Below are 24,816 nucleotides of genomic sequence, written 5' to 3' on the forward strand. Positions count from 1 at the left end.
TTCTCAAACCGCTGGCACGGGCAAGTCCGATCTCAGAATGGTGTCGCGTTCGTTGGCCCATCAGCCCGAGGGTGCCAAATTGACGCCGATCGGATATCATTTGCCATCCAACGCTCGAAGGCTCCGTCATGCACCTCACTTCGCTCCTGATCTTCGCCGCCGCCTTGTTCGTCGCCGCCGGTTCGCCCGGCCCGTCGATCGCCGCACTTGTTGCCCGCGTCATCTCGAAAGGCTTTCGCGACGTGTTCCCGTTCCTGCTCGCCATGTGGATCGGCGAGGGCATCTGGCTGTCGCTGGCGGTGTTTGGGCTGGCGGTCGTGGCGCAGACCTTCCATTTCGCCTTCGTCGTCGTGAAATGGATCGGCGTCGCTTACCTCGGCTACCTCGCCTTCAAGATGTGGACCGCACCTGTCGACGCAAAAGAAGGCGAGATGCCGCGCGAGGATTCGGCGACAAAGCTGTTCTTTGCCGGCATGGCGGTGACGCTCGGCAATCCCAAGATCATGATGTTCTATCTGGCGCTGCTGCCGACGATCATCGACCTCGCTTCGGTGAGTGTCATCGGCTGGGTCGAACTGACGGCGACGATGGCGGTGGTTCTGATCGCCATCGATCTCGCCTGGGTCGTCGCGGCCTCACAGGCGCGCAAGCTGCTCAAAAGCAGGCGCGCCATGAAGATCGCCAACCGAATCAGCGCCACGACGATGGCCGGCGCTGCCGGGGCCATCGCGGCGCGTTGACCTCTCCTACGAGGAGAAGGAAACTTTCACCTCGCCATGGCGTGGTATTCGTCGTTCGGCCGCATGTCGATGGCCGCCGCCACGCGGTTCGACATGTTGAAGAAGGCGGCGGTCGAGGCGATGTCCCAGATGTCGCGGTTGGTGAAGCCGGCGTTGCGCAGTGCTGCCCTGTCCGCCTCGACGATCTTTGCCGGCTCTTCCGTCAGCTTGACCGCGAATTCGAGCATCGCCGTCTGTTTCGGTGAAAGATTGGCAGCGCGGAAGTTCATCACCATCATCTCGCCGAGAGCCGGATCGCCGGAGAGCTGGCGCACCGCCGCGCCATGCGCGGCCAGGCAATAATAGCAGTGATTGATCGAGGAAACGACGACCGCGATCATCTCCCGTTCCAGCTTCGACAGGCCGGATTCACCCAGCATCAGATCATTGTAGGTGTCGGTAAAGGCGCGCAGCTTCTTCTCGTCGAAGGCATAGGCAAGAAGCACGTTGGGAACCAGGCCGAGCTTTTCCTCGCATTTGGCGAAATAGGCTTTTGTCGCCTCGCTCAGTTCTGCGATACCGAGGTCAAGTGCGCTGATTTTGCCGGACATGGGGTCTCCCTCCTGGTTCACCGCCGCCTGACCGTCGAATTCCTGTAATTCTTATCGAGCCGTCAAACCTTTGTCGCCAAACAGCGGTCATCTGCTACCATAGTCGTAAAAGCATGTGACGGGAGGACAACATGGCGAGCGTGAAATCCGCAGCTAAGCCGAAGAAAACAGCCACTGCCGGGGTGAAACCCGACGGGAAGCCGGCCAGGCTCGCCGACTATCTGCTGGCCCGCGCGCCGGTCGAAGACATTGCCGCCTATGACGCCGCCGACCTGGAGCGAGCCGCCGACCTGGCAGGACGTGCGGTCGCCGCCCACAAGAAGGGCCAAAGTGTCGTCGCCGTCGATGCCGGGTCGGGCGTCTCCCGCGAGGGCCGCCCGATGACGATCATCACCGTCGTCAACGACAACATGCCGTTCCTGTTCGATTCGATCCTCGGCGAGATCACAGAAACTGCCGGCGAACCGACTTTGGTCACCCATCCGGTCATCGTCGTGCGTCACGGCAAGGCCGGCGTCGACGAGATCCTCGGCGACGGCAGCGCCCTCAAGGACGATGGCAATCACGACCGCCTGAGCGTCGTCCATGTCCATATTCCGCGCCTGACGGCGGAGCAGGCCGACGCGCTGGCCGACCGCCTGCGCAAGATGCTCAACCAGGTGCGCGCCGCCGTCAGCGACTGGAAGCCGATGCTCGCCCGTCTCGACCAGGCGATTTCCGAATTCCGCTATTCCGCCGTGCCGCTCGACAAGAAGAGCGTTGCCGAGGCCATCGCCTTCCTTGAATGGCTGCGCGACGACAATTTCACTTTCCTTGGCATGCGCGAGTTCAAATATTCCGGCGGCGCGGAGAGCGGCAATCTGGAGCGCGCCGACAAACCCGGTCTCGGCATCCTCGCCGACCCGGATGTGCTGGTGCTCCGGCGCGGCACCGAGGCGGTGACGACGACGCCCGAAATCCGCGCCTTCCTGCATGGGCCGGAGCCGCTGATCGTTACCAAGGCCAACGCCAAGTCGCTGGTGCACCGCCGCATTTATCTCGATTATATCGGCGTCAAAACCTACACCGCCAAGGGCACGCTTGCCGGCGAGTTGCGCATGGTCGGCCTGTTCACCTCGACTGCCTACACGCGCTCGGTGATGAAAATCCCGTATCTGAGGTCAAAGGCCGAGACCATCATCGCCAAGTCCGGCTTCGACCGGCACGACCATTCCGGCAAGGCACTGATCAACGTTCTGGAGAGCTATCCGCGCGACGAACTGTTCCAGGTGCCGGTGCCGATCCTGAAGAAGCACGCCGCGGCCATTCTCGGCCTGGTCGAGCGGCCGCGGGTGCGGGCGCTGGTGCGCGCCGACCAGTTCGACCGCTTCGTCTCGATCCTCGTCTTCGTGCCGCGCGACCGCTATGACAGCGTCGTGCGCGAGAAGATCGGCACCTATCTCAAGACCGTCTTCGAGGGCCGTTTGTCGGCTTATTATCCGGCGTTTCCGGAGGGCGGGCTGGCGCGTGTGCATTTCATCATCGGCCGCTCGGGCGGCAAGACGCCGAAGGTCGAGCAGGCGGCGATCGAAGCGGCGATCCGCGATATCGTGCGAACCTGGGACGACGCGCTGGCCGAAGCCGCGGAAGCCGTCGGCGGCGATCCATCGCTGAAGGCGATCGCCGCGCGTCTGCCTGAGAGCTATCGCGATTCCTTCAGCGCGGCCATCGCGCTGAAGGATGCGGGGCGCATCGCCGGCATCAGCACCGCCAACCCGATCGCCATCGACTATTACCGCCATGCCGAGCAGAAACCGCATCAGGCAGCGCTGAAGATCTACCACCACGGCAGCCCGGTAGCGCTGTCGCGTCGCGTGCCGGTGCTGGAAAACATCGGCTTCCGCGTCATCAGCGAGCGCACCTTCGAGGTTGGCGAGGACGGCGGCGACACCGTCTTCGTCCACGACATGGAGTTGGAGAACAGCTACGGCAAGCCGATCGACCTCAGCGATGGCGGCGCGCTGTTCGAGGACGCGTTCCTGTCGGTCTGGCGCGGCGACATCGACAATGACAGCTATAACGGGCTTGCCCAGACCGCCGGCCTGTGGGCGGGCGAAGTCAGCATTCTGCGCGCCTATGGCCGCTACCTGCAGCAAGCCGGTATCCCGCAGAGCCAGGATTTCATCGCGGCCGCGCTCAACCGCTATCCCGACATTGCGCGCGGCCTGCATGCACTGTTCGTCGCTCGTCTCGGCCCGACCGCCGAGACGGAAGGCGTCATCGCCGCCAAGCACCTCAAGGCCAAGATCAAGGACGCGCTGGAGGAAGTCCCTAACATTGATGACGACACCATCATCCGCCGCTATCTCAACCTGATCGAAGCCTCGTTGCGCACCAATCATTTCGTTGCGGGAACGAAGGCGCGGGGCCAGTCACTGGCGATCAAGCTGGACTCGCAAGCGGTCGAAGGATTGCCGGCGCCGCGGCCGTGGCGCGAGATCTTCGTCTACGGTTCCGAGGTCGAAGGCGTGCATCTGCGCTTCGGCCCGGTTGCGCGCGGCGGCCTGCGCTGGTCGGACCGCGCCCAGGATTACCGCACCGAGGTGCTCGGCCTGGTCAAGGCGCAGCAGGTCAAGAACGCCGTCATCGTGCCGGTCGGCGCCAAGGGCGGCTTCTATCCGAAGAAGCTGCCGATGAGCGCCGGCCGCGACGCCATCTTCGAGGCCGGCACCTCGGCCTACAAGAATTTCGTTTCCAGCCTGCTGTCGATCACCGACAATATCGGCCTCGATGGCGTCATACCCCCAGCCGGCGTCGTCAGGCGCGATCCTGACGACCCCTACTTTGTCGTCGCCGCCGACAAGGGCACGGCAACCTTCTCCGACACCGCCAATGCCATTTCGGAGAAACACGGTTTCTGGCTCGACGATGCCTTCGCCAGCGGCGGCTCGGCCGGTTACGACCACAAGAAGATGGGCATCACCGCCAAAGGCGCCTGGGAAGCGGTCAAGCGGCATTTCCGCGAGATCAACCGCGACATCCAGGCCACCCCCTTCACCGTCGTCGGCGTCGGCGACATGTCGGGCGACGTGTTCGGCAACGGCATGCTCTTGTCGCCGCAGACCAGGCTGATCGCCGCCTTCGACCATCGCGACATCTTCATCGATCCCGATCCAGACAGAGTGGCGTCGATGGCCGAGCGCGAGCGCATGTTCGCGCTGCCGCGTTCGTCCTGGCAGGACTATGACAAGACCAAACTGTCGGAAGGCGGCGTCATCGTCTCGCGCAGCCAGAAGTCGATCACGCTGCCTGCGGCAGCGGCGGCGGCGATTGGCCTCGCCAAGACCACCGCGACACCGGCCGAGATCATGACCGCCATCCTCAAGGCGAACGTCGACCTTCTGTGGTTCGGCGGCATCGGCACGTATTTACGGGCCTCGGGCGAAACCAATGCCGAAGTCGGCGACCGCGCCAATGACGCCATCCGCATCACCGCGCTCGATGTGCGGGCCAAAGTGATTGGTGAGGGCGCCAATCTCGGCGTCACACAGCGTGCCCGCATCGAATTCGGCATGAATGGCGGTCGCTGCAACTCCGATGCCATCGACAATTCCGGCGGCGTCAACTGCTCCGACGTCGAGGTCAACATCAAGATCGCGCTGGCGTCCGCCATGCGCAAGGGATCGCTGACCCGGCCGGCGCGCAACAAGCTGCTGGCCGAGATGACCGACGAGGTCGCCGGCCTCGTGCTGTCCAACAATTACGAACAGACGCTGGCGCTCTCCATCGCCCGCAAGCGCGGCCTTGCCGACATCGCGCACCAGAGCCGGTTCATGGCGGCGCTGGAGGCTCGGGGCCTGCTCGACCGCGCTGTCGAGACGCTGCCGTCGCCGGCCGCCCTTGCCGAGCGCGAGGCGCGTGGCGAGCCGCTGACCCGGGCGGAGCTTGGCGTGCTGCTCGCCTATGCCAAGATCGTGCTGTTTTCCGACATCGTCGCCAGCGACGTGCCTGACGACGCGCATTTCGACCGCGACCTGATGGGCTATTTCCCTGACCGGATGGCGAAGAAATATGCGGCCGAGATCCATGGCCACCGGCTGCGCCGCGAAATCATCGCCCGCGTCGTCGCCAACGATCTCGTCAATCGCGGCGGACCGTCATTCGTCAACCGGCTGCAGGAAGCCACGGGGCGCAGCGCGGCCGACGTGGTGCGCACCTTTGCCGTGGTGCGCGACGGCTTCGCGTTGCCGGCGCTCTATCGGGAGATCGATGCGCTGGACAGCCACATCGACGGCCAGGCGCAGCTCGATCTCTACCAGTCCGTCAGCCGGCTTATCTTCGTGACCAGCGGCTGGTATCTGAAGAACGATGCCGGCACCGCAGCGCTCGGCCAGCGCATTGCCGAACTGCAAGAGGCGCGCATGGCGCTGGAGCCGAAGCTGCTCTCGCTGCTGCCGGCCTTCTCGCGCGAGCGGGTCGAGGAGAGGCGGTATGGCCTGTTCAAGGCCGGCGCCCCGGAAAAGCTCGCCGGGCAGCTGGCAATGGCCGATGTGGCGGGACTGATCCCCGACATCGCACTGACGGCGCGCACGGCCAATGCCGACGTCGTCGCCTCGGCCAAGGCGTTCTTCGCCGTCAGCGATGCCTTCCGCATTCCGCGCGTCGAAGAGGCGGCGCGTTCAATCACGCCGTCGGACTATTACGACCAGCTGGCGCTGTCGCGCGCCACCGACACGATCGGCGCGGCGCGGCGCGGCATCGCGGTGGCGGCTCTCGCCGGCCATGCCGGGACGGCGGATCCTGTGGCGGCCTGGCTGGAAGCCGGCGGCGAGCGCGTGGCGCGCATTCGCGAGCGGCTGCAGGTGCTGACCGAAGGCGGGGATATCACCGTGTCCAGGCTGTCGGTGGCTTCGGGGTTGATGAGCGATCTGACGGGGATGTGAGGCTCGGGACTTTACCCTCCCCCTTGTGGGGAGGGTCGCTGCGAAGCAGCGGGGTGGGGGTGCGGCACCGACCCCCACCCGGACCTTCGGTCCGACCTCCCCACATGGGGGAGGTAGGGGCGCGGCGCCTTTCTTCGCGTCTCTATGCAGGTAGACAGCGGCGACATCCAGGTGAGGGGCAGCGCGAATCTTTGGCGGTTTGCATGAGCATTCGAAACATGCAGACATGGCGTCCGACAAGCGCGGTGTCCCGGGGGAATCATGATGGCGGCGGTAGAAACAGTGCAGCGGGCATCCGGGCGCGGCATCTGGGGATGGATGTTCTTCGACTGGGCGGCGCAGCCGTTTTTCACCGTTGTCACCACCTTCATCTTCGGGCCTTATTTCGTCTCGCGCATGGCGAGCGATCCGGTCTCAGGCCAGGCGGCCTGGGGCTACGGCATCGCTGTTGCTGGCCTGGTCATTGCCGTGCTGTCTCCCATCCTCGGCTCGATTGCCGACCAGACCGGGCCGCGCAAGCCGTGGATTGCGTTCTTCGCCTCGATCAAGATCATCAGCCTTTGCCTGCTATGGTTCGCCGCTCCCGGCTCGAACCTTTTCCTGGTGGTGCTGTTCTTTTCTCTCGCTTCGGTCGCGGCGGAATTCTCGACCGTGTTCAACGATTCGATGATGCCGCGCCTGGTGCCGAAGAGCGAGATCGGCCACGTCTCCAACATTGCCTGGGGACTTGGTTATCTCGGCGGCATGATCGCGCTGATCTTTGTCGTCGCCTGTCTGGCGGGTTCGCCGGAGACCGGCAAGACGATCATCGGCATCGACCCGCTCTTTGGGCTCGACCCGAAACTCGGCGAGGACGCGCGCGCCACCGGGCCGCTGTCGGCGGGCTGGTATTTCCTGTTCATCCTGCCGATGTTCTTCTTTACGCCGGACGCCATCAAAGGCATTCCGATCGGGCCGGCGGTGCGCGAGGGGCTGTCGGAACTGAAGTCGACGCTGACTGAAGTGCGCCGGCGCAAAGGCATCTTCCGCTTCCTTGTCGCCCGCATGATTTATCAGGACGGCGTCAATGCGCTGCTCGCTTTGGGCGGCACATTTGCGGCAGCGATGTTCCACTGGTCGATCACCGAGATCGGCATGTTCGGCATTATCCTCAACGTCGTCGCCATCGTCGGCTGCCTGGTTGCCGCATGGCTGGACACCGCGCTTGGCTCCAAGACCATCGTGATGATTTCGCTCGTCCTGCTCAGCATCGCCACCATCGGCATCGTTTCGACCGGGCCAGGCTACACGTTGTTCGGCGCCTGGATGATGCCGGGAGCCGATAGTGGCGGCCTGTTCGGCACGGCGGCGGAAAAGGCCTACATTTTCTATGGCCTGTTAATCGGGCTGGCGTTCGGACCGGTGCAGGCGTCGTCACGCTCCTACATGGCGCGCAGCGTGACCGCAGCCGAATCCGGCCGCTATTTCGGCATCTATGCGCTGGCCGGAAGGGCCACGAGTTTCCTGGCGCCGTTCATGGTGGCGTCGATCACGCTCGCCAGCGGCTCGGCGCGGCTCGGCATGGCTGCCATCGTGCTGTTCCTCGGCGTGGGGATCGCGATCTTGATCTGGACGCCGTACCCGGCGGATCAGCCGATGGAGTGAGCCGTTCGAAATATGGAAATCGAAAACCAAAGGTTTATGGCGCTCGAAGGAACGCGCACCTGGGCATCAGGTACAGTTCACTTCGCTGCCGAATGTGACCAATTTCTAATTGACTTGTCTGCGTCCGCAACAGACTTCAGAGCTTTGCGCCAAGCGTTTGAGGTAAATCGCCACTGTTTTCTGATTGCTGCCTTTAAACTATTGGAGCATGCCGAATGGGCGGTCCATGTTGGTGCGCTTGACGCAGCCCTCACGACCGAACTCAACGCCCACGCGGCGAATATCAAGCGGCTCCGCGACCTCAACGAACATAAAGTGGAATACTTTATGGGAGGCGGGCGCCGTCGGGCCCTTTGGAATCATGAAGAGGATGGTGGTACTGCGGACGCGAGTTCCACGATCAATACCCGTATAGGCAATCTCCTTGACTGGCGGACGTTGCGCAGATAGCCGCAAAGCTGAGTGAGGCCCTTCCTAACTAACCTGCCACACAGTCAATGCCTGAAATGCCTTACGCCCGTAAACACCATGGCAATGCCATGCGCATCGGCGGCGGCGATGACGTCTTCGTCGCGCATCGAGCCGCCGGGCTGGATCACCGCCGTGGCGCCGGCTTCGATCGCAGATATAAGCCCGTCGGCGAAGGGGAAGAACGCGTCGGAGGCGACCACCGAGCCTTGCGTCAGCGGCTCGGCCAAGCCCGCCGCCTCGGCGGCGTCGAGCGCCTTGCGGGCGGCGATGCGCGAGGAATCGACGCGGCTCATCTGGCCGGCGCCGATGCCGACGGTAGCGCCGTCTTTTGCATAGACGATGGCGTTCGACTTGACGTGCTTGGCGATGCGGAAAGCGAATTTGAGGTCGGCCATCTCGGCCGCCGTCGGCGCGCGCCTGGTCACCACCTTCAGTTCGAAATCGTCGACCACCGCGTTGTCGCGGCCCTGGACGAGCATGCCGCCGGCGACGGATTTCACCGTGATGCCGCCGGCGTGCGGATCGGGCAGACCGCCGGTGACCAGCAGGCGCAAATTCTTTTTGGCGGCGATGATGCGGACAGCGTCCTCCGACGCGTTCGGCGCGATGATCACCTCGGTGAAGGTTTTTACGATCTCTTCCGCCGCTTCGGCGTCGAGGATGCGGTTCATGGCGACGATGCCGCCGAAGGCCGAGACCGGGTCGCAAGCCAGCGCCCTGGCATAGGCCGCGGCCAGTGAAGCGCCCTCGGCGACGCCGCACGGATTGGCGTGCTTGATGATGGCAACGGCGGCGCAGCGGTTGGGGTCGAACTCGCCGACCAGCTCGAAGGCGGCGTCGGTGTCGTTGATGTTGTTGTAGGACAGCTGCTTGCCCTGCAGCTGGCGCGCCGTGGCGACCCCCGGCCGCTTGTCGCCATTGACATAGAAGCCGGCGCTCTGATGCGGGTTCTCGCCATAGCGCATGACACTTTCCAGCCTGCCCCGAAGGCGCGCCAGGTCGGGTGCTCGATCTCAAGCGTTTCGGCGAACCAGCCGGAGATCGCCGCGTCGTAGCTGGCGGTGCGGGCAAAGGCCTTGGCCGCCAGCTTCTGGCGGAAATCCAGCGACAGCGAGCCGATGTTCATCTCCAGCGCGTTCAGCACCGAGGCATAATCGCCGGGATCGGTGACGATGGCGACATAGGCGTGATTCTTGGCCGAAGCGCGGATCATCGCCGGGCCGCCAATGTCGATGTTCTCGACAACAGCGGCATAGTCGGCGCCGGAGCGGCGGACCTCCTCGAACGGGTAGAGATTGGAGACGAGCAGATCGATCGGCTCGATGCCGTGATCGTGCATCGCCTTGGCGTGTTCGGGATCGTCGCGCACGCCGAGCAGTGCGCCATGCACCGACGGGTGCAGCGTCTTGACGCGGCCGTCCATGATCTCGGGAAAGCCTGTCAGTTCCGAGACGTCACGCACCGCCAGCCCCGCCTCGGCGATCGCCTTTGCCGTACCTCCGGTCGAGACCAGCTCGACGCCGGCCGCGACCAGCCCTTTGGCGAAGTCGGTCAGGCCGGTCTTGTCGAAGACGGAAAGCAGGGCGCGGCGGACCGGAAGGAGGTCGGGTGCCGGAATGTTCTTGGCGGCGACGGCCATGGGCTGGCGGCCTTTCAGGGCTGATTGGAGAGCGTTGCCGGGCCGTAGCACATGAGGTCAGGAAATCAAGCCGGAAGCTCGATCAAGCCGGCGCCGGCAACGACGCTCAGCTGTTCTCGGGATAGCCGGCGATGCCGGTGCGCGTGAGCTGCCAATGCACCTCGGCGATCTCCGAGGCCTTGAAGGCGAGCACGATCTGGCGGCTGCGGCGCGGGCCGCCAAGGCCGGCGAAATAGATCGATTCCTCGACCTCCGGCACCACTTCGGTGCAGGTGAACACCCATGTGTCGGCCTGGTCGGCGGTCAGCACCAGGCGGTCATGCTCGTCCTGCAAAAGGTTGATATCAGGGTGGATGTGGAAGCGCACCACGACGAAGTCGCGGCCATTGTTGCGGATCGCCGCACCGCCCGGGCGGAGGAAGCGATCCCTGCCGGCGAGCACATTGCCCTCGCTCGACAGTTTCAGCTCGCGCTCATGCAGGAAGCCAAAGCGCTGCATATAGCCGTCATGGCGGGCGATGAAGCCTTGCGTGCCCTTCTGGTCGATGCGCTTGCAAGGCACATGCTGCGGGCCGCCGAGCAAGGGTGAGCCGAGCAGGTCGTTGACGCGCAGCGAATGGGAAAACCGCGCCGACGAGGTGTCGTTGATGGTGGCGGTCGAATGCGCCGCGGTGGCACGGGCCAGCGGCCGGAACTCGGCAGCGCCATAGGTGTCGATGCCGGCATTGACGATATAATGCTGGCGACCGGACGAGAGTTCGAAGGCCAGGCACCCGGCATGCGCGGCGTTGGACACATCGACGGCCGGCGACGGGCCGGTATCGGCAATCACCGTCACGCCGCCCATCGACAGGCGCTCATAGCCGGAATGCGGCGCGTGCAACAGCGGCGCGCCGGCGGTGTCGTCGTGGCGCAAGATGGTGGCTATACGGTCGTGGATGGTGGCGCCCATGCCGTTGAAGCGGGCGAGGCTGCCATCCTGATGGCGGAAGAAGCGCAGCGCCGGCAGCATGCGGTCGATGGCGCCCATCAGGGCGGCCGGTGGCGTTTCGGCCTGGTTGGCATAGGTCTGACGCAGCGGCAGGAGATCGGCGAGCAATTCGAGCACCGCCATCGGGTTGCGCGAAATATGGCCGCCATCGGGAAGGATCTGGCGGTCGAGTTCTTCCGCCAGGTTGCGGGTGGCGCCGCGCAGTGCCGAGGCCGGCGCCGGCAGCGACAGCGCGGCGAAGGCAAGCGCGATACGAGCGCGCAGCCTGTCCTTGCCGTCCGGCATCTCGCGCGCCATCGAGCGGAGATAGCGGATCTGCACGGCGAGCGATTTCAGGAAGGCGCGATAGAACGGAAATTCGGCCCCTTGTAGGACAACCGAGGAGTGTTGCAACCAGGCAATGACTCGCTTGGCGGTGGTGCCGGGCTCCCAGGCTATGCCGGAAATCTGGTTGCCATGCATGGCGATCCAGTCGGAGACAAGCGCGCGTGCATTGGCGGCGGCCAGCTCGGTGCCGGCGGCGCGCATATGGCGCAGCCAGCGAAAGCCGTGCAGCGTCTTCACCCAGCCGCGATTGGCGACATCGATCTGGAATGGCGATTTGCCGCCGGTCTCGACCAGATGTCCCGACAGCGGATAGCGGCCATAGTAGATCTCGAGCGCGATCTGCGGATCGGCGAGCCTGAGGTCGGGCGGTGCAATCAGGACGCGTTCGGGCGTGCGCCCGGAATAGCGCCAGCGATAAACTGGCCCCGCGCGAAGGCGCCGGCGCGTCTTGCGCCAAAACTCCTTAGCGACAAGCGTCCACAGACGTGTCGTGCTGCCGGCAGCCAGTGCCAAAACCCCTCCTCGTCGCCTGGAGATAGAGCATGCTGTCGCCCGAAAACCGCGTCACACTTTTCGGCATCATGTTCCGGTACCCCAGCACAAGCTTATATGATTCAAGAACTTATGCGAAGTCGAATTCCGCCGACGTGAAGCGCCTCACGCTGCCGGCCACCGACCCACCCCGAAAAAAGTCAAGCGCTTCGCGGGCTTAAGCCCGGCAATCCGGCACTCACTTGCGGTTGTGGCGAGACCGAAATTCGCTGGGCGAACAGTTTTCGCGGTCGCGAAACAGACGGGAGAAATAGAAGGCGTCGTGGATGCCGACGGCGGCCGCAATGGACTCGATGGGCGAATCGGAGGCGGCCAGCATCTGTTTGGCGCGGTCGAGCCTCGTGCGCAGTTGGAAGGCCTTGGGCGACATGCCGGCTGCCCGCGCAAATCTGCGCCGCAAGGTTGCCGGCGACATCGAGAATTTCGCGGCGAAGGCATCGAGATCCACCGGGTCGCACGCGCAGCGGCGCAATTCGTCGATGATGGGCTGCATGTCGGCATGCTGGAAGCCGGGATTTCGTTGACGGTTGTTCCAATCCATTGCCTGGCGGGCAGCACGCACGACGATGCGATGCATCGTGGCGGCGGCTTCTGCCTGGCTCAGCATCGTATCGAGCGACAGCTCACCGTGCAGCCTGTCGAACAGCCGCTGCATTTTGCCGAGGTCGCGCAAGGGGACGACAGGGGCGTCCTCGGCGATCAGCCGCAGCCGGGTGAAATCGCGTATCAAGGCCCCGTCGAAGAGCGCCCAGCGTTCGAGCCAGCCCGATGCGTCCGGCCCGTAGGAATGCATTCTCCCGGGAAGCAGCCAGAACAGGGCCGGCGCTTGGATCGTCTGCATGCCGGCAGTCCTGGTTTCAAGCCAGCCTTGACCGTTCTCAATCAGCACCACGGCGAATTCCGGCAATTTGCGCGCTTGGATCGCCTGCGTGACGCGATGCCGACCAATCCCTGTAACCGACAGGCCGCCGGCCGCGGCCGGTGCGGATCTGTAGAGTGCGTAAGAGAGATCGTTCATGAGCGAAAAGTCCATGGCTTCGTTACGTCCATGGGCGAGTGTGCAAACAGTATGGCATTTCCAGCTAAGGATGGAAAATCGCAGGTGGCTGAAATGTCAAGCTCAACAGGTGGCATGCAACGACGGAGTCCTGTTGCGTCAATCGATCTGAACGCCAACGGCAAGACATTATCGATGGCGCCGAACCGGTTGGGTCATCTCGTGCCAACCGACGCCGGGATCGGCATCGATGCCATTCGAGGCCTCCTTGCCGAGCAAGGCTATGTCTGGCTGAAAGGTATCCTGCCGCGCCGCGACGTCATAGATTTTCGCGGCTGGGTGTTTTCGTATCTGGCCGACACCGGCTTGCTGCAGCCCGGGTCCGATCCCGCGCTTGGCCTGGCGGCCGGCACGTTCGACCGTCAGCTCGCCGATCGCCGGTTGATGGCGCTGGTTCGCTCCACCGCCTATGAAGGGTTCTGCGCACAGCCCCGGATGGCCCGGCTGATGGATGCGTTCGTCGGCGGGCTGTCCTATTTGCACAAGCGCAAGATCATGCGCTTCACCCAACCGGGCACCACCGTGGCGACGCCGGCGCATTACGATCTCGTCTATCTTCGCGGCGGCACCAGCCGCATCGTCACGGCCTGGATCCCGATCGGCGACGTTCCCGTCGACATGGGCGGCCTGGTTTATCTCGAGGGATCGCACGCCATCGGCCTCGACATGGAGGCCCGGTTCGCCAGGGACAATGCCGGGCTGAGCCCGCAGGAGCGCATCAGCGCCTACAACAGGAACATGAGCGAGGGCGGCTGGGTGTCGAAGGACCTGCCCGACATGGCGGAGCGGTTCGATACACGCTGGCTGATCGCGGACTTCGAGGCCGGCGATGTCGTCCTCCACTCGCCCTACATGATCCACGCCTCGACGACCAACCAGAGTGCGGAGGGGCGTATCCGGCTCTCCACCGATATCCGCTACCAGAATGTCGATGATGAGATCGATGCAAGGTGGGGGAAGCACTGGTCCCTGGACGACATGCTTTAGGGGGCGCAGCCGTTCGGGATTAGTCGAGGCATTCGCACTTCGTCATCCCAGGGCGAAGCAGGAGCGAAGCTCCGTCGCGGAGGCCCTGGGATCCATTCCGTGACCTTGGCCGTGGGTTGCAGCGGAGCAGAATTCTGCGTCGTAGCGGCGCTCATGTGTCGCGGCATGGCATCCTCGGGTCTGCGCTGCGTCGCTACGCTCCTTGCTCCGCCCGTGGATGACGAAGTCACGAAGGGCTGCGGCTCTGCCGACAAAATCCTAGGCGACACGTCGCATGCGGGCGGCGAAGAAGCCGTCCAGGCCGGAAACCCCTGGCGAACCAAGGTCAAGATCGGCGGGTGTGGTGCGCAGCGTGCCTTGCGGGGTCAGGAAGGCGTCGATGCCAGCGATTTCGCCGGGCTGCAGCGGATCGTCGGCGACGGTCTTGTTGCCGGCCAGAAAGGCGCGATACAGATCCTCGCCTTCGATCGGGTCCAGCGAACAGTTGGAAAAAACAATCCGGCCGCCCGGTTTGACCAAAGTGACGGCGCGGGCGAGCAGCTTTGCTTGCAGATCGGCTAGCTTTTCGACGTCGGCTACCGTCTTGGTCCATGGCACGTCCGGGTGGCGCCGAACCGTGCCGGTGGAAGAGCAGGGCGCGTCGAGCAGGATGGCGTCGAAAAGCTCCGCCGGCTGGTATTTCAGCAGATCGGCCTGCACGATCTCGGCGGACAGCCCAAGCCGTTCGAGGTTCTGCGTCAGCCGCGCCAGCCGGTTCTTCGAGGTGTCCAAGGCGGTGACTTTGGCGCCGGCAAGGATAAGCTGAGCGGTCTTGCCGCCGGGGGCGGCGCAGAGGTCGGCGACGCGTAATCCTTTGACATCGCCGAACAGCCGCGCCGGAAAACTGGCGGCGGCGTCCTGGACCCACCATGCGCCTTCGCTGAAGCCCGGCAGTTCGGTGACGGAGGCGCTGAGCTTTTCCACTCGCACCGTGCCGGTCGGCAGCACGATGCCGCCGAACTTTTCGGCCCACAATTCGGGATCGGCCTTGACCGTGAAATCGACCGGCGCCTCAACGCGATGCGCCGCCAGGATCTGTCTGGTCATCTCGGCGCCATAGGCGGCCTTCAGCCGGTCGGAGAACCATTTTGGCGCCTCGTCGGTGGCGGCAAGAGCTGCCGGCAGTTCGGTCTCCTTGGCGCGCACCAAAGTGCGCAGCACGCCATTAACGAGGCCGGAAAAGCGCTGCGTGCGTGGGTCCGACTTGGCGTGGGTCACAGCCAAATCGACGGCGGCGCTGTCGGGGATGTCGAGGAACAGGATCTGCGCCGCCGCAACATGCAGGATGTGCGACAAAGCTGTGGCGTTGGGCGGCAGCGGCTTTTCAAGGCGGCGGGCGAGGAGCCCGGCAATGGTCATGCGGTAGCGCAGCGCGGTCACCAGTATGGCGCGCACCAGGCCGCGGTCGCGCAGGTCGAGCACCTTGTATTGCGGATGGCCGTTCTCGTGGTCCGTCAGCCCGTCGAGCGGCGTTTTGGCGTCGATAACGGCGGCCAGGAGCCGCGCCGCTGCCTTGCGCGCGGCGAGGCCGGCGACGAATTCGTCCGAGCTGTTTTCGCGAACGCCTGAATGTGCGGGCCGGGGTCTGGCGCCGCTCACGACCACCGACCTTTGGGTCCGGTCGGGTTGCGGCCCCACGGATTGGCTTTCGGCTTGGCCGGTTTGGTCGGCGGCGTGGGTTGTGCTGCCTTGCCCCACGGGCCTTGCTCGACATCGGCCGGGAATTCTTCTGTTTGCTCTGGCGTCGGCGCCTGGCGCGGCGCCGGCTGGCGGCCTGCCATGTCGCGCGCCATCGCCTGCAGCGCGGCGATGCGGTTGTCGGTGTTCGGGTGGGTCGAAAACAGGCTGTCCATTCGCTCGCCGTGAAGGGGATTGATGATGAAGAGATGCGCGGTCGCGGGATTGCGTTCGGCATCCGGGTTGCGGATGCGTTCGGCGCCGCGGGCGATCTTGTCAAGCGCTGATGCCAGCCAAAGCGGATTTCCAACGATTTCGGCGCCGCGCCGGTCGGCTTCGTATTCGCGGGTGCGGCTGACCGCCATCTGCACGATCATGGCGGCGAAGGGCGCGACCAGCATCGCCACCAGCACGCCGACAAAGCCGAACGGGTTGTTGTTGTCGCGGCTGCCGCCGAAGAAGAAGGCGAAATTGCCGAGCATCGAGATGGCGCCGGCGAGTGTCGCGACAATGGTCATGGTCAGCGTGTCTCGATGCTGGATGTGGGCCAGCTCATGCGCCATGACTGCCGCCACCTCCTCATGCGACAGGCGCTCCAGCAGCCCGGTCGAGGCCGCGACCGCGGCGTTCTCGGGATTGCGGCCGGTGGCGAAGGCGTTCGGCTGCGGATTGTCGATCAGATAGGTCTTGGGCATCGGCAGGCCGGCCTGCTGGGCCAACGCCTCGACGATGGCGTGGAATTCGGGCGCGTTCTTCGCGTTGACCTCGACGGCGCGGTTCATCGACAGCACCATCTTGTCGGCATTCCAGTAGCTGAACAGATTGGTGCCCGCGGCGACCAGGAAGGCGATCATCATGCCGCCGGTGCCGCCGATCAGAAAGCCGACGCCCATGAACAGCGCCGTCATCGCGGCCAGAAGCATGGTGGTGCGTAGCGTGCTCATCATCTGCTCCCTGTGCGGCCGTGGCAAAAAAAGGTCGATCGGGGTGAACTCATGGCTATATGATGGGAAACGCCGCCCTTTGTTTCAATCCGCCCGGACTATCGCATGACCGACCAACCCAGCAAAGCCGATGCCGACCGGGAGAAGGACCTGACGCCGGCGGCCAGCCGAGCGCTGGCTGAAGCCGAGGCGCGCCGTGAAGCGTATCGCCAGAAGGAAGCTGCGTTGCCGAAGGAAATCGGCGGCCGCGGCGGCAAGGAACCCGGCCGCTACGGCGACTGGGAAGTGAAGGGACTGGCTAGCGATTTCTAGGGGTTCAGGAACGGAAGAACTGGGGAACTGGTGAGCTGAAGAGTTGAAGAAAAAGGCGCACAGCAGTTCTCCAGTTCTCCAGTTCTCAGGCCGCGCTGCGCTGTGCCCCCAACGTCATCCAGCCGCTGTCATCGATCGTGATGGAGACGGTTTCGTAGCCGCCAATCGAGTTGTGCTGAGTCGTCATTGGATGCTGGTGAGTGGCGCTGATCACCATCACCGACGCGCCCGCTGCTTCCGCCGCCGCGATACCGGCCGGTGCGTCCTCGAAGACCAGACAGTCGCCGATATCGACGCCGAGCCGTTTTGCCGCCAGCAGGAAACAGTCGGGCGCCGGCTTGCCGTGCGACACATCCTCGGCCGCGACCACCAAGGCGGGAACCGGGATGCCGGCGGCCCGCATGCGCAGCAGCGCCAACGGGCGCGGCGCCGAGGTGACGATCGCCCAGCGCTCTGGCGGCAAAGCGTTGAGGAACGGCACGGCGCCAGCGATCGGCAGCACGCCTTCGACATCGTCCGACTCGGCCTGCAACAGCACAAACGCCTCATGAACAGGGTCGACGCCGGGAAGCGCCAGCCTGGTGATGGTCTCGACCGCCCGCACGCCATGGATCGTCGGCAGGAAGGCTTCGACGTCGAGACCGTGCTTAAGCGCCCACGCCGCCCAGACGCGCTCGGCCGAGGCGATCGAATTGAGCACCGTGCCATCCATATCGAACAGGAACGCGGCGAATTTTCTGCCTGCAAACATCCGATTTTCCATGGGGTTAGGGATCGTTTCGGGAGGGTCGAAACATGTCGTGCGACCGTAACGTCGCCACGCCTGCCTGGGAAGCCGCGCGAGAGCCTTTTCGATAGTTCCAGGGAACCATGGTCCCGCCTCTGGCGTTTTGAGCATACTGTTTTCCACGGGATCGAAGGGGCAATCATTGTGCTGATCCGGCTCGGCTACGAAATCGCCATTGAATGCGTCGGCGCCACGCCGGTCATCTCGCTGCTTGATATCCACAGGGATCGTCAGGCCGACATCAAACGGCAGACGCGCGTGCTGACGTCGCCTTCAGTGCCGAGCAAGGTCTATCACGATCTGTTCGGCAATACCTGCCGCCGCTTCACCGCACCCGCCGGCAGTTTCCGCATTCTCTATGACGCAGCCGTCGAGGACAGCGGGGAGCCTGACGCGGTCAACACGCTGGCCAGGGAAGTGCCGGTGGCGGAACTGCCGGACGATGTGCTCGGCTACCTCCTCGGCAGCCGCTATTGCGAGACCGATCATCTGAGCAGTCTGGCCTGGCAGCTTTTCGGCCATGTTCCCTCCGGCTGGGCGCGGGTGCAGGCGATCGTCGACTATGTCCACAACCGGCTGTCCTTCGGCTATGGCTATGCGCGGTCGACGCGCACCGCAGCCCAAGCGCATGAGGAGCAGGTTGGTGTATGCCGCGACTTCGCCCATCTGGCGATCACGCTCTGCCGCTGCATGAACATCCCGGCCCGCTATGTGAACGGTTATCTCGGCGACATCGGCGTACCGGCCGACCCGGCGCCGATGGATTTTTCGGCCTGGATGGAAGTGTTCCTCGACGGCAAATGGTACACGTTCGACCCGCGTCATAATCGTCCGAGGATAGGCCGCGTCGTCATCGCGCGCGGTCGTGATGCCACGGATGTCCCGCTGCTGCACAGCTTCGGCCCGCACCAACTTTCGCTGTTCAAGGTCTGGACCTACGAGCAGGAAGGCAATCTGTTCAACCCGCCCTATCACGGCGTCGACAAGACGGTGAGCGCGCGGATGCTGGCGTGACCGGATTCTGATCCGCTTCGACACACAATCCGGAATGGAAAAGGCCGCCGCTTCTTGACGAAGCCGGCGGCCTTCCGTGTTTCCGTCCGTGGCGCGGCCAATGGCGGCGACCGGAGTCACCCGCCGCGCTTCGCGCGCCTTAACGGGAAGACTGCTTCCCGAAAGTGCAATCCGCTGAGGCCACGTTCTGGAAAACGAAATCACTCGACATCGGATCACGTCCTTTCGATTTGTTGAACACGCACAGATGATGGGGTGCGTTGCAGCAAAAAACAAGATGCCGATTTGAAATAGCTGGCGAGCCGCCTTTTGCGCCGGGTTGCGAAGAGCCGCGAGGGCGGGCAAAATCCATGCAAGGTGGATTGTCAGGACTCGGGAGGATGGCCATGGAGGCAGCCGAGAAGGCCGCGCGCATCGTGCGAACGGTGATCGAAACGCTGAAGCCGGGTTTTGCGGTCAAGCTGTGGACCGGCGAGCGGATCGGTCCCGCCACCGGGCCCGTGCTCACCATCAACGACCAGGACATCGTCTGGCAGGTGGTGAAGCGGCCATCACTGTCGACGCTGATCGAGATGTGGATCTCCAAGACGATAGACGTCGAAGACGGGACGATTTTCGATTTTTATGCACTGCCGTCGCAAGGCAAGCTCAGGACCAAGCTCAAGTCGCTGCCGAAGCTGGCGATCCTGCGCGACCTGCCGGCGGTGCTCCTGTCACGCAAGCAGATGAGTGCACGCACCGATCTGTCGGGTCGCAACCCCTATGTCAGCGGGTCGAGCCAGGAGGCGATCCAGCATCACTACGACATTTCGAATGCCTTTTACCGGCTCTTCCTCGACGAGCGCATGGTCTACAGCTGCGGCTACTTTAAGGATTTCGCCGATGGCATCGACCAAGCGCAGGCCGACAAGCTCGACCATATCTGCCGCAAGCTCAGGCTGAAATCGGGCGAAAAGCTGCTCGACATCGGCTGCGGCTGGGGCGCCATGCTGATCCATGCGGCCAAAAATTACGGCGTCGTCGGCCATGGCGTGTCGCTGTCGCAGGCGCAGACCGATCTCGCCCGCGAGCGCATCCGCGCCGAAGGGCTGCAGGACCGCATCACCATCGAGATCAAATCCTATGCGGAACTCAAAGGCTCCTTCGACAAGATATCGTCGATCGGCATGTTCGAGCATCTCGGCCTCGCCAACCACGCCACCTATTTCAAGACCATCCATCGCTTGCTGAAGCCCGGCGGCATCTATCTGCACCACGCCATCACCAGGCGAAGCAAGGGCGACTTGAAGAAAACCTTGCGCAAGGGGCCGGAGTTCAAGGCGCTGCTCAAATACATTTTCCCCGGCGGGGAACTCGACACGATCGGCATGACGCTGGGCAATCTGGAGGCGCATGGCTTCCTGGTCTACGACGTCGAGAATCTGCGCGAGCACTATGCGCGCACCTGCCGGCTGTGGGCCCAGCGGCTACAGGCTCGCTTCGACGAGGCGGTCGCCGAAGTCGGCGAGGCCAAGGCACGGCTGTGGCTGCTTTATCTCACCGGCTGCTCGATCACCTTCGAGCGCGCCTCGGCGCAGATTTTTCAGACCGTCGTCACCAAACGCGCACGCGGCCTGAGCGGGCTGCCGCCGACACGGGCGGATCTGTATCGGTAGAGATAGGATTCGGGGCCGAACCCCACGCTTTCCAAGGTCTGCGATTCGCTGCCTCGCGGTAGAGGCCTACACGAACCGCATCGGCGCGCCGATCTCGACGCCGGCAGGCCTGTCCACAGTGCAATAGACGCCGAGATTATGGGCGTTGTGGCGGACCAGATTGCGCAGGATGCCGGGATCGTGGTCGAAGCCGTCCTGGCTGATGATGGTGAAGCCGCAGCGGCGGCACGGCTCCGAGACGGTCACCAGCAGGTCGCCGATGGCAAGCTTGCGGCCAATCCATTCGGTCTCGGGAAACGAGCTCTCGACCGCCGCCATGTCGACGACAATGTTGGGGCGGAAGCGGCGCGGATCGGGAATGCCTTCGGGGTGCAGCGCCTTTAGCCGCGCCAGCGATGCGGTGGTCAAGAGATGGATCGGCGCTTTGCGGTAGCGCGCCGCGGTGAGCGGGCCGGTGTAGCCGGGGGCGTTGTCCTGGCTGAACGGCCGGATCGAGGCGGCGAAGCCGAGATAGGCCGAGATGGCTTGGTCGCATTCCACACCCGGCACTGCCAGCCAGTCGCCGTCGGGAACGGCGATCTCCAGCTCGCGATCGTTGGTGAGCCGGGTGCAGATGCGCGGCACCTTGTGCCACTTGGCGTCGCGGTCGGGCCGCGCGATCTCATTGTCCGAGACATCGACAAGGCCGAACAGCCGGTCGCCGTCGATGGTTTCAAGGCCGACCGAAATGGCGTCCTGGCGTTCGCCGGCAAGCGAACTTGCGGGGTAACGCCAGAGCTCCGTGACTGCGCCCAGTGCAGCCATCAAATCCCCTCAGCCCTTCTTGTTCTGGCGGTTGGCGATCAGATCATCGACCACGGCCGGATCGGCCAGTGTCGAGGTATCGCCGAGCGCGGAAAAATCGTCCTCGGCGATCTTGCGCAGGATACGGCGCATGATCTTGCCGGAGCGGGTTTTCGGCAGTCCGGGTGCGAACTGCAGCTTGTCGGGCGAGGCGATGGCGCCGATCTCCTTGCGGACATGGGCCACGAGCTCCTTGCGCAGTTCCTCGCTCGGCTCCACGCCTTTCATCAAGGTAACGTAGCTGTAGATGCCCTGGCCCTTGATGTCGTGGGGATAGCCGACGACAGCTGCTTCCGACACCTTCTCATGGCTGACGAGCGCCGATTCGACCTCGGCCGTTCCCATGCGGTGGCCGGAAACGTTGATGACGTCGTCGACGCGGCCGGTGATCCAGTAATAGCCATCGGCGTCGCGGCGACAGCCGTCACCGGTGAAGTATTTGCCCTTGTAGGTGGAGAAATAGGTCTGCACGAAGCGGTCATGATCGCCATAGACGGTGCGCATCTGGCCGGGCCAGGAATCGGCGATGCAGAGATTGCCGTCGGCCGCCCCTTCCAGCACCCTACCTTCGCCGTCGACCAGCTGCGGCCTGATGCCGAAGAAGGGCCGCGTCGCCGAACCAGCCTTGAGGTCGGTGGCGCCGGGCAGCGGCGTGATCAGGATGCCGCCGGTCTCGGTCTGCCACCATGTGTCGACGATCGGCACCTTGCCGTTGCCGACGATGTTGAAATACCACTCCCAGGCTTCCGGATTGATCGGTTCGCCGACTGAGCCCAGCACGCGCAGCGACTTGCGCGAGGTCTTCTTCACCGGTTCGTCGCCGGCGCCCATCAGCGCGCGCAGTGCCGTCGGCGCAGTGTAGAAGATGTTGACCTTGTGCTTGTCGATGACTTCCCAGAAGCGCGACTGCGAGGGGTAATTCGGCACGCCCTCGAACATCAGCGTGGTGGCGCCGTTGGCGAGCGGGCCATAGACGATGTAGCTGTGGCCGGTGACCCAACCGACATCGGCGGTGCACCAGTAGATATCGCCATCATGGTAGTCGAAGACATATTGGTGGGTCATCGAGACATAGACGAGATAGCCGGCGGTGGTGTGCAGCACGCCCTTCGGCTTGCCGGTCGAGCCTGAGGTATAGAGGATGAACAGCGGATCCTCGGCCTTCATCTTCTCCGGCTTGCAGTCGCCTTTCACCGTGGCGATCTCGTCATGGTACCAGATGTCGCGTCCCTGAACCCAGCCGGTCTTGCCGCCGGTGCGGCGCACGACGACCACCTTATCGACCTTGGTGCCGGCCTTGGCGGCGATTTCGATCGCTCTGTCGGTGTTTTCCTTCAGCGGGATCGGCTTGCCGCCGCGCAGGCCCTCGTCGGCCGTGATGACGAAGGTCGACTTGCAGTCATCGATGCGGCCGGCCAGCGCGTCCGGTGAAAAGCCGCCGAAGACGATCGAGTGGATGGCGCCGATGCGGGTGCAAGCCAGCATCGCGTAGGCCGCTTCCGGGATCATCGGCATGTAGATGGTGACGCGGTCGCCCTTCCTGACGCCGTGCTTCTTCATCACATTGGCGAGCCGGCAGACATGCTCGTAGAGCTCGTTGTAGGTGATCTTCTTGTCGTCGTAGGGATTGTCGCCTTCCCAGATGATGGCTGTCTGGTTGCCGCGCTTCTTCAAATGGCGGTCGATGCAGTTGTAGGAGACGTTGGTTTCGCCGTCCTCAAACCATTTGATCGAGACCTTGCCCTCGAAGGAGGTGTTCTTGACCTTGCTGAACGGCTTGAACCAGTCGATGCGCTTGCCGTGCTTGCCCCAGAACTTGTCCGGATTCTTCACGCTGTCGGCATACCATTTGAGGTAGGTGTCGTTGTCGATCAGCGCATTCTTCTTCCACGCCGGCTGGACGCGGTGGATCTTCACCTCGGACATGTCTTCACTTTCCTCCCAAACGAGCCCGCCGGCTTGACCTCAGCCAGGATCACGGCGACGCAGCCGCGAATTCGGCGGCATTATTAACAGTTCCGCGCTGACGGCAACATTAGACGTTGGATTCGCGTGGCGGGATGCCGCAGCTCCCGTTTCGGTTGCATCAGCACTCGGCAGCGGTCGCTGCTAACTGCATGTTTTCGTGCATAAAACCCGACTGGGATCAGGAAAATCATAGACAGTTAAGGAACGGCGCGCACAATTCGGTGTTGGGAGGAATGGAGAATCAACTAGGCCAAGGGGCTGTCATGCGCGATCATTCCGAAATGGACCTGATGCTCAAGGGGTATGGCCTGACCACGGCCAAGATTCTGTACCATTTTCCCGACCACCCGCATCTGCTGCAGAGCTTCATCTGGCAGGATTACGATCTGGCGCCGAAGTTTCCGGTGCTGATCAAGTTCATCGAGTTCTGGAAGGCCAGGCTCGACGGGCCGCTGCATTCGATCAGCTACACGCACCAGAAGCTGATCGCGCCGAACGAATGGCGGAAGGTGGATGGGGAGTTCGTGCTGCACTGAGCGGCAGTATAGCTGATCTCCCCCGCAAGGGGGGAGATTGGCAGCTTCAACGTCGTGTGATCACACCGCAGGCGGGTTCAGCCGGGCGAAACCTTCCTGGCGGAGATAGGGGAAGTACGGGTAGGGCGCGGTCACTTCGCTTGCCATGTCGAGCTTTTTGACCTGCTCCGGCGTCAACGCCCAGCCGACGGCGCCGAGGTTCTGGCGCAGCTGTTCCTCGTTGCGGGCGCCGATGATGACGGAGGACACGGTCGGGCGCCGCAACAGCCAGTTGATGGCGATCTGCGGCACGGTCTTGCCGGTCTCTTCAGCCATCGCATCAAGCGCATCCATGACCCGGTAGAGATGTTCGTCCGCGACCGGCGGGCCGAAATCGGCGGTGTCGTGCAGCCGGCTCTTTTCCGGCAGGGGCTGGCCGCGGCGGATCTCGCCGGTCAGGCGGCCCCAGCCGAGCGGGCTCCACACCAGCGCGCCGATGCCCTGGTCGATACCGAGCGGCATCAGCTCCCATTCATAGTCGCGACCGACCAGCGAGTAGTAGACCTGATGCGCGGCGTAGCGCGGGTAGCCATGCTTGTCGGCTTCCGCCAGCGATTTCATCACCTGCCAGCCGGAGAAGTTGGAGACGCCGACATAGCGCAGCTTGCCGGCGCGCACGAGGTCGTCCAGCGTCGACAACACCTCCTCGATCGGCGTGCCGGCATCGAAGGCGTGCAGCTGCAACAGGTCGATGTAATCGGTGCCCATGCGCTTCAGGGCGGCGTCGACGGCTTTGATCAGCCGCGAGCGCGACGAGCCGTAGTCGGCCGGTCTGTCGCCCATCGGCAGCGAAGTCTTGGTCGAGATCAGCACCGCGTCGCGGCGGCCTTTGATGGCTTCGCCAAGCACTTCCTCGGAGGCGCCGTTCGAATTGACATCGGCGGTGTCGAACAGATTGACGCCGGCCTCGAGGCAGATGTCGATCAGCCGCCGCGCTTCCTTGGCATCGCTGTTGCCCCAGGCCCCGAACAGCGGCCCGGAGCCGCCGAAAGTGCCGGCGCCGAAAGAGAGTGCGGGCACTTTCAGGCCCGATGCGCCGAGACGTCGATAATCCATTTTATGCTCCTTGATGATGTCGAAGA

General features: G+C 63.8%; 18 protein-coding genes and 1 pseudogene. 9 read left to right on the forward strand and 10 right to left on the reverse strand.

The window, feature by feature from the left end:
* Positions 1 to 128: 128 nt before the first annotated feature.
* Positions 129 to 740, forward strand: coding sequence for a LysE family translocator (locus NKL06_RS18295; RefSeq protein WP_023693206.1), 612 nt, complete (start codon positions 129 to 131; stop codon positions 738 to 740).
* Between the two features lie 26 nt (positions 741 to 766).
* On the opposite strand, the gene NKL06_RS18300 is transcribed toward NKL06_RS18295, so the two are convergent.
* On the reverse strand, positions 767 to 1,330 hold the full coding sequence (locus NKL06_RS18300) for a peroxidase-related enzyme (RefSeq protein ID WP_023693205.1): 564 nt from the start codon (positions 1,328 to 1,330) through the stop codon (positions 767 to 769).
* Positions 1,331 to 1,461: 131 nt separating this feature from the next.
* Between NKL06_RS18300 and NKL06_RS18305 the strand changes: the two genes are divergently transcribed.
* From NKL06_RS18305 to NKL06_RS18315, 3 genes are all read left to right on the forward strand, one after another.
* On the forward strand, positions 1,462 to 6,252 hold the full coding sequence (locus NKL06_RS18305) for an NAD-glutamate dehydrogenase (protein WP_023693204.1): 4,791 nt from the start codon (positions 1,462 to 1,464) through the stop codon (positions 6,250 to 6,252).
* 264 nt (positions 6,253 to 6,516) lie between these two features.
* Positions 6,517 to 7,896, forward strand: coding sequence for an MFS transporter (locus NKL06_RS18310; protein WP_032998951.1), 1,380 nt, complete (start codon positions 6,517 to 6,519; stop codon positions 7,894 to 7,896).
* Between the two features lie 12 nt (positions 7,897 to 7,908).
* Positions 7,909 to 8,346, forward strand: coding sequence for a hypothetical protein (locus NKL06_RS18315; RefSeq protein ID WP_352580705.1), 438 nt, complete (start codon positions 7,909 to 7,911; stop codon positions 8,344 to 8,346).
* A 44-nt stretch (positions 8,347 to 8,390) separates the two neighbouring features.
* Here NKL06_RS18315 and purH read toward each other — a convergent pair.
* The 3 genes and pseudogenes from purH to NKL06_RS18330 all read right to left on the reverse strand — a co-directional run bounded on the left by purH (position 8,391) and on the right by NKL06_RS18330 (position 12,909).
* A pseudogene (purH, locus tag NKL06_RS18320) lies at positions 8,391 to 10,006 on the reverse strand (bifunctional phosphoribosylaminoimidazolecarboxamide formyltransferase/IMP cyclohydrolase).
* 106 nt (positions 10,007 to 10,112) lie between these two features.
* The gene (locus tag NKL06_RS18325) at positions 10,113 to 11,837 is read right to left on the reverse strand and encodes a heparinase II/III family protein (protein WP_023693200.1); all 1,725 of its coding nucleotides are present in this window, start codon (positions 11,835 to 11,837) and stop codon (positions 10,113 to 10,115) included.
* 217 nt (positions 11,838 to 12,054) lie between these two features.
* On the reverse strand, positions 12,055 to 12,909 hold the full coding sequence (locus tag NKL06_RS18330; RefSeq protein WP_023835206.1) for a helix-turn-helix transcriptional regulator: 855 nt from the start codon (positions 12,907 to 12,909) through the stop codon (positions 12,055 to 12,057).
* 159 nt (positions 12,910 to 13,068) lie between these two features.
* Between NKL06_RS18330 and NKL06_RS18335 the strand changes: the two genes are divergently transcribed.
* Positions 13,069 to 13,920: a phytanoyl-CoA dioxygenase family protein gene (locus NKL06_RS18335; protein ID WP_460221630.1), complete on the forward strand. Its 852-nt coding sequence runs from the start codon at positions 13,069 to 13,071 to the stop codon at positions 13,918 to 13,920.
* Between the two features lie 258 nt (positions 13,921 to 14,178).
* Here NKL06_RS18335 and NKL06_RS18340 read toward each other — a convergent pair whose 3' ends face one another.
* Positions 14,179 to 15,564 (reverse strand): RsmB/NOP family class I SAM-dependent RNA methyltransferase, encoded by a 1,386-nt coding sequence (locus NKL06_RS18340; RefSeq protein ID WP_023693197.1) that lies wholly within the window; start codon positions 15,562 to 15,564, stop codon positions 14,179 to 14,181.
* Positions 15,555 to 16,580, reverse strand: a complete 1,026-nt coding sequence (gene htpX / locus NKL06_RS18345) for a zinc metalloprotease HtpX (protein WP_023693196.1) — start codon at positions 16,578 to 16,580, stop codon at positions 15,555 to 15,557. Before htpX ends, NKL06_RS18340 begins: the two co-directional genes overlap by 10 nt.
* Positions 16,581 to 16,685: 105 nt before the next feature.
* On the opposite strand from htpX, the gene NKL06_RS18350 reads away from it, so the two are divergent.
* The gene (locus tag NKL06_RS18350; RefSeq protein ID WP_023688862.1) at positions 16,686 to 16,892 is read left to right on the forward strand and encodes a DUF1674 domain-containing protein; all 207 of its coding nucleotides are present in this window, start codon (positions 16,686 to 16,688) and stop codon (positions 16,890 to 16,892) included.
* Between the two features lie 85 nt (positions 16,893 to 16,977).
* On the opposite strand, the gene NKL06_RS18355 is transcribed toward NKL06_RS18350, so the two are convergent.
* Positions 16,978 to 17,643 carry an HAD-IA family hydrolase gene (locus NKL06_RS18355; protein WP_023693195.1) on the reverse strand — a complete coding sequence of 222 codons (666 nt, stop codon included), beginning with the start codon at positions 17,641 to 17,643 and terminating at the stop codon, positions 16,978 to 16,980.
* Positions 17,644 to 17,823: 180 nt separating this feature from the next.
* Here NKL06_RS18355 and NKL06_RS18360 point away from each other — a divergent pair, with 180 nt between their 5' ends.
* Complete coding sequence (locus NKL06_RS18360; protein WP_023693194.1) at positions 17,824 to 18,693, forward strand: transglutaminase-like domain-containing protein; 870 nt, start codon at positions 17,824 to 17,826, stop codon at positions 18,691 to 18,693.
* Between the two features lie 386 nt (positions 18,694 to 19,079).
* Positions 19,080 to 20,348 carry a class I SAM-dependent methyltransferase gene (locus NKL06_RS18365; protein ID WP_023693193.1) on the forward strand — a complete coding sequence of 423 codons (1,269 nt, stop codon included), beginning with the start codon at positions 19,080 to 19,082 and terminating at the stop codon, positions 20,346 to 20,348.
* Positions 20,349 to 20,414: 66 nt separating this feature from the next.
* Here the strand turns inward: NKL06_RS18365 and NKL06_RS18370 are convergent, their stop codons facing one another.
* A complete protein-coding gene (locus NKL06_RS18370; RefSeq protein WP_023693192.1) occupies positions 20,415 to 21,152 on the reverse strand; it encodes an MOSC domain-containing protein in 738 nt (245 codons plus the stop codon).
* Positions 21,153 to 21,161: 9 nt separating this feature from the next.
* Complete coding sequence (acs, locus tag NKL06_RS18375; RefSeq protein ID WP_023693191.1) at positions 21,162 to 23,117, reverse strand: acetate--CoA ligase; 1,956 nt, start codon at positions 23,115 to 23,117, stop codon at positions 21,162 to 21,164.
* Between the two features lie 305 nt (positions 23,118 to 23,422).
* Here acs and NKL06_RS18380 point away from each other — a divergent pair, with 305 nt between their 5' ends.
* Positions 23,423 to 23,695, forward strand: a complete 273-nt coding sequence (locus NKL06_RS18380) for an usg protein (RefSeq protein ID WP_023668649.1) — start codon at positions 23,423 to 23,425, stop codon at positions 23,693 to 23,695.
* Between the two features lie 60 nt (positions 23,696 to 23,755).
* On the opposite strand, the gene NKL06_RS18385 is transcribed toward NKL06_RS18380, so the two are convergent.
* Positions 23,756 to 24,790 (reverse strand): aldo/keto reductase, encoded by a 1,035-nt coding sequence (locus tag NKL06_RS18385; RefSeq protein WP_023693190.1) that lies wholly within the window; start codon positions 24,788 to 24,790, stop codon positions 23,756 to 23,758.
* Between the last annotated feature and the right edge of the window lie 26 nt (positions 24,791 to 24,816).

Source organism: Mesorhizobium sp. C268A, from assembly GCF_040324475.1.
GTDB lineage: Bacteria > Pseudomonadota > Alphaproteobacteria > Rhizobiales > Rhizobiaceae > Mesorhizobium.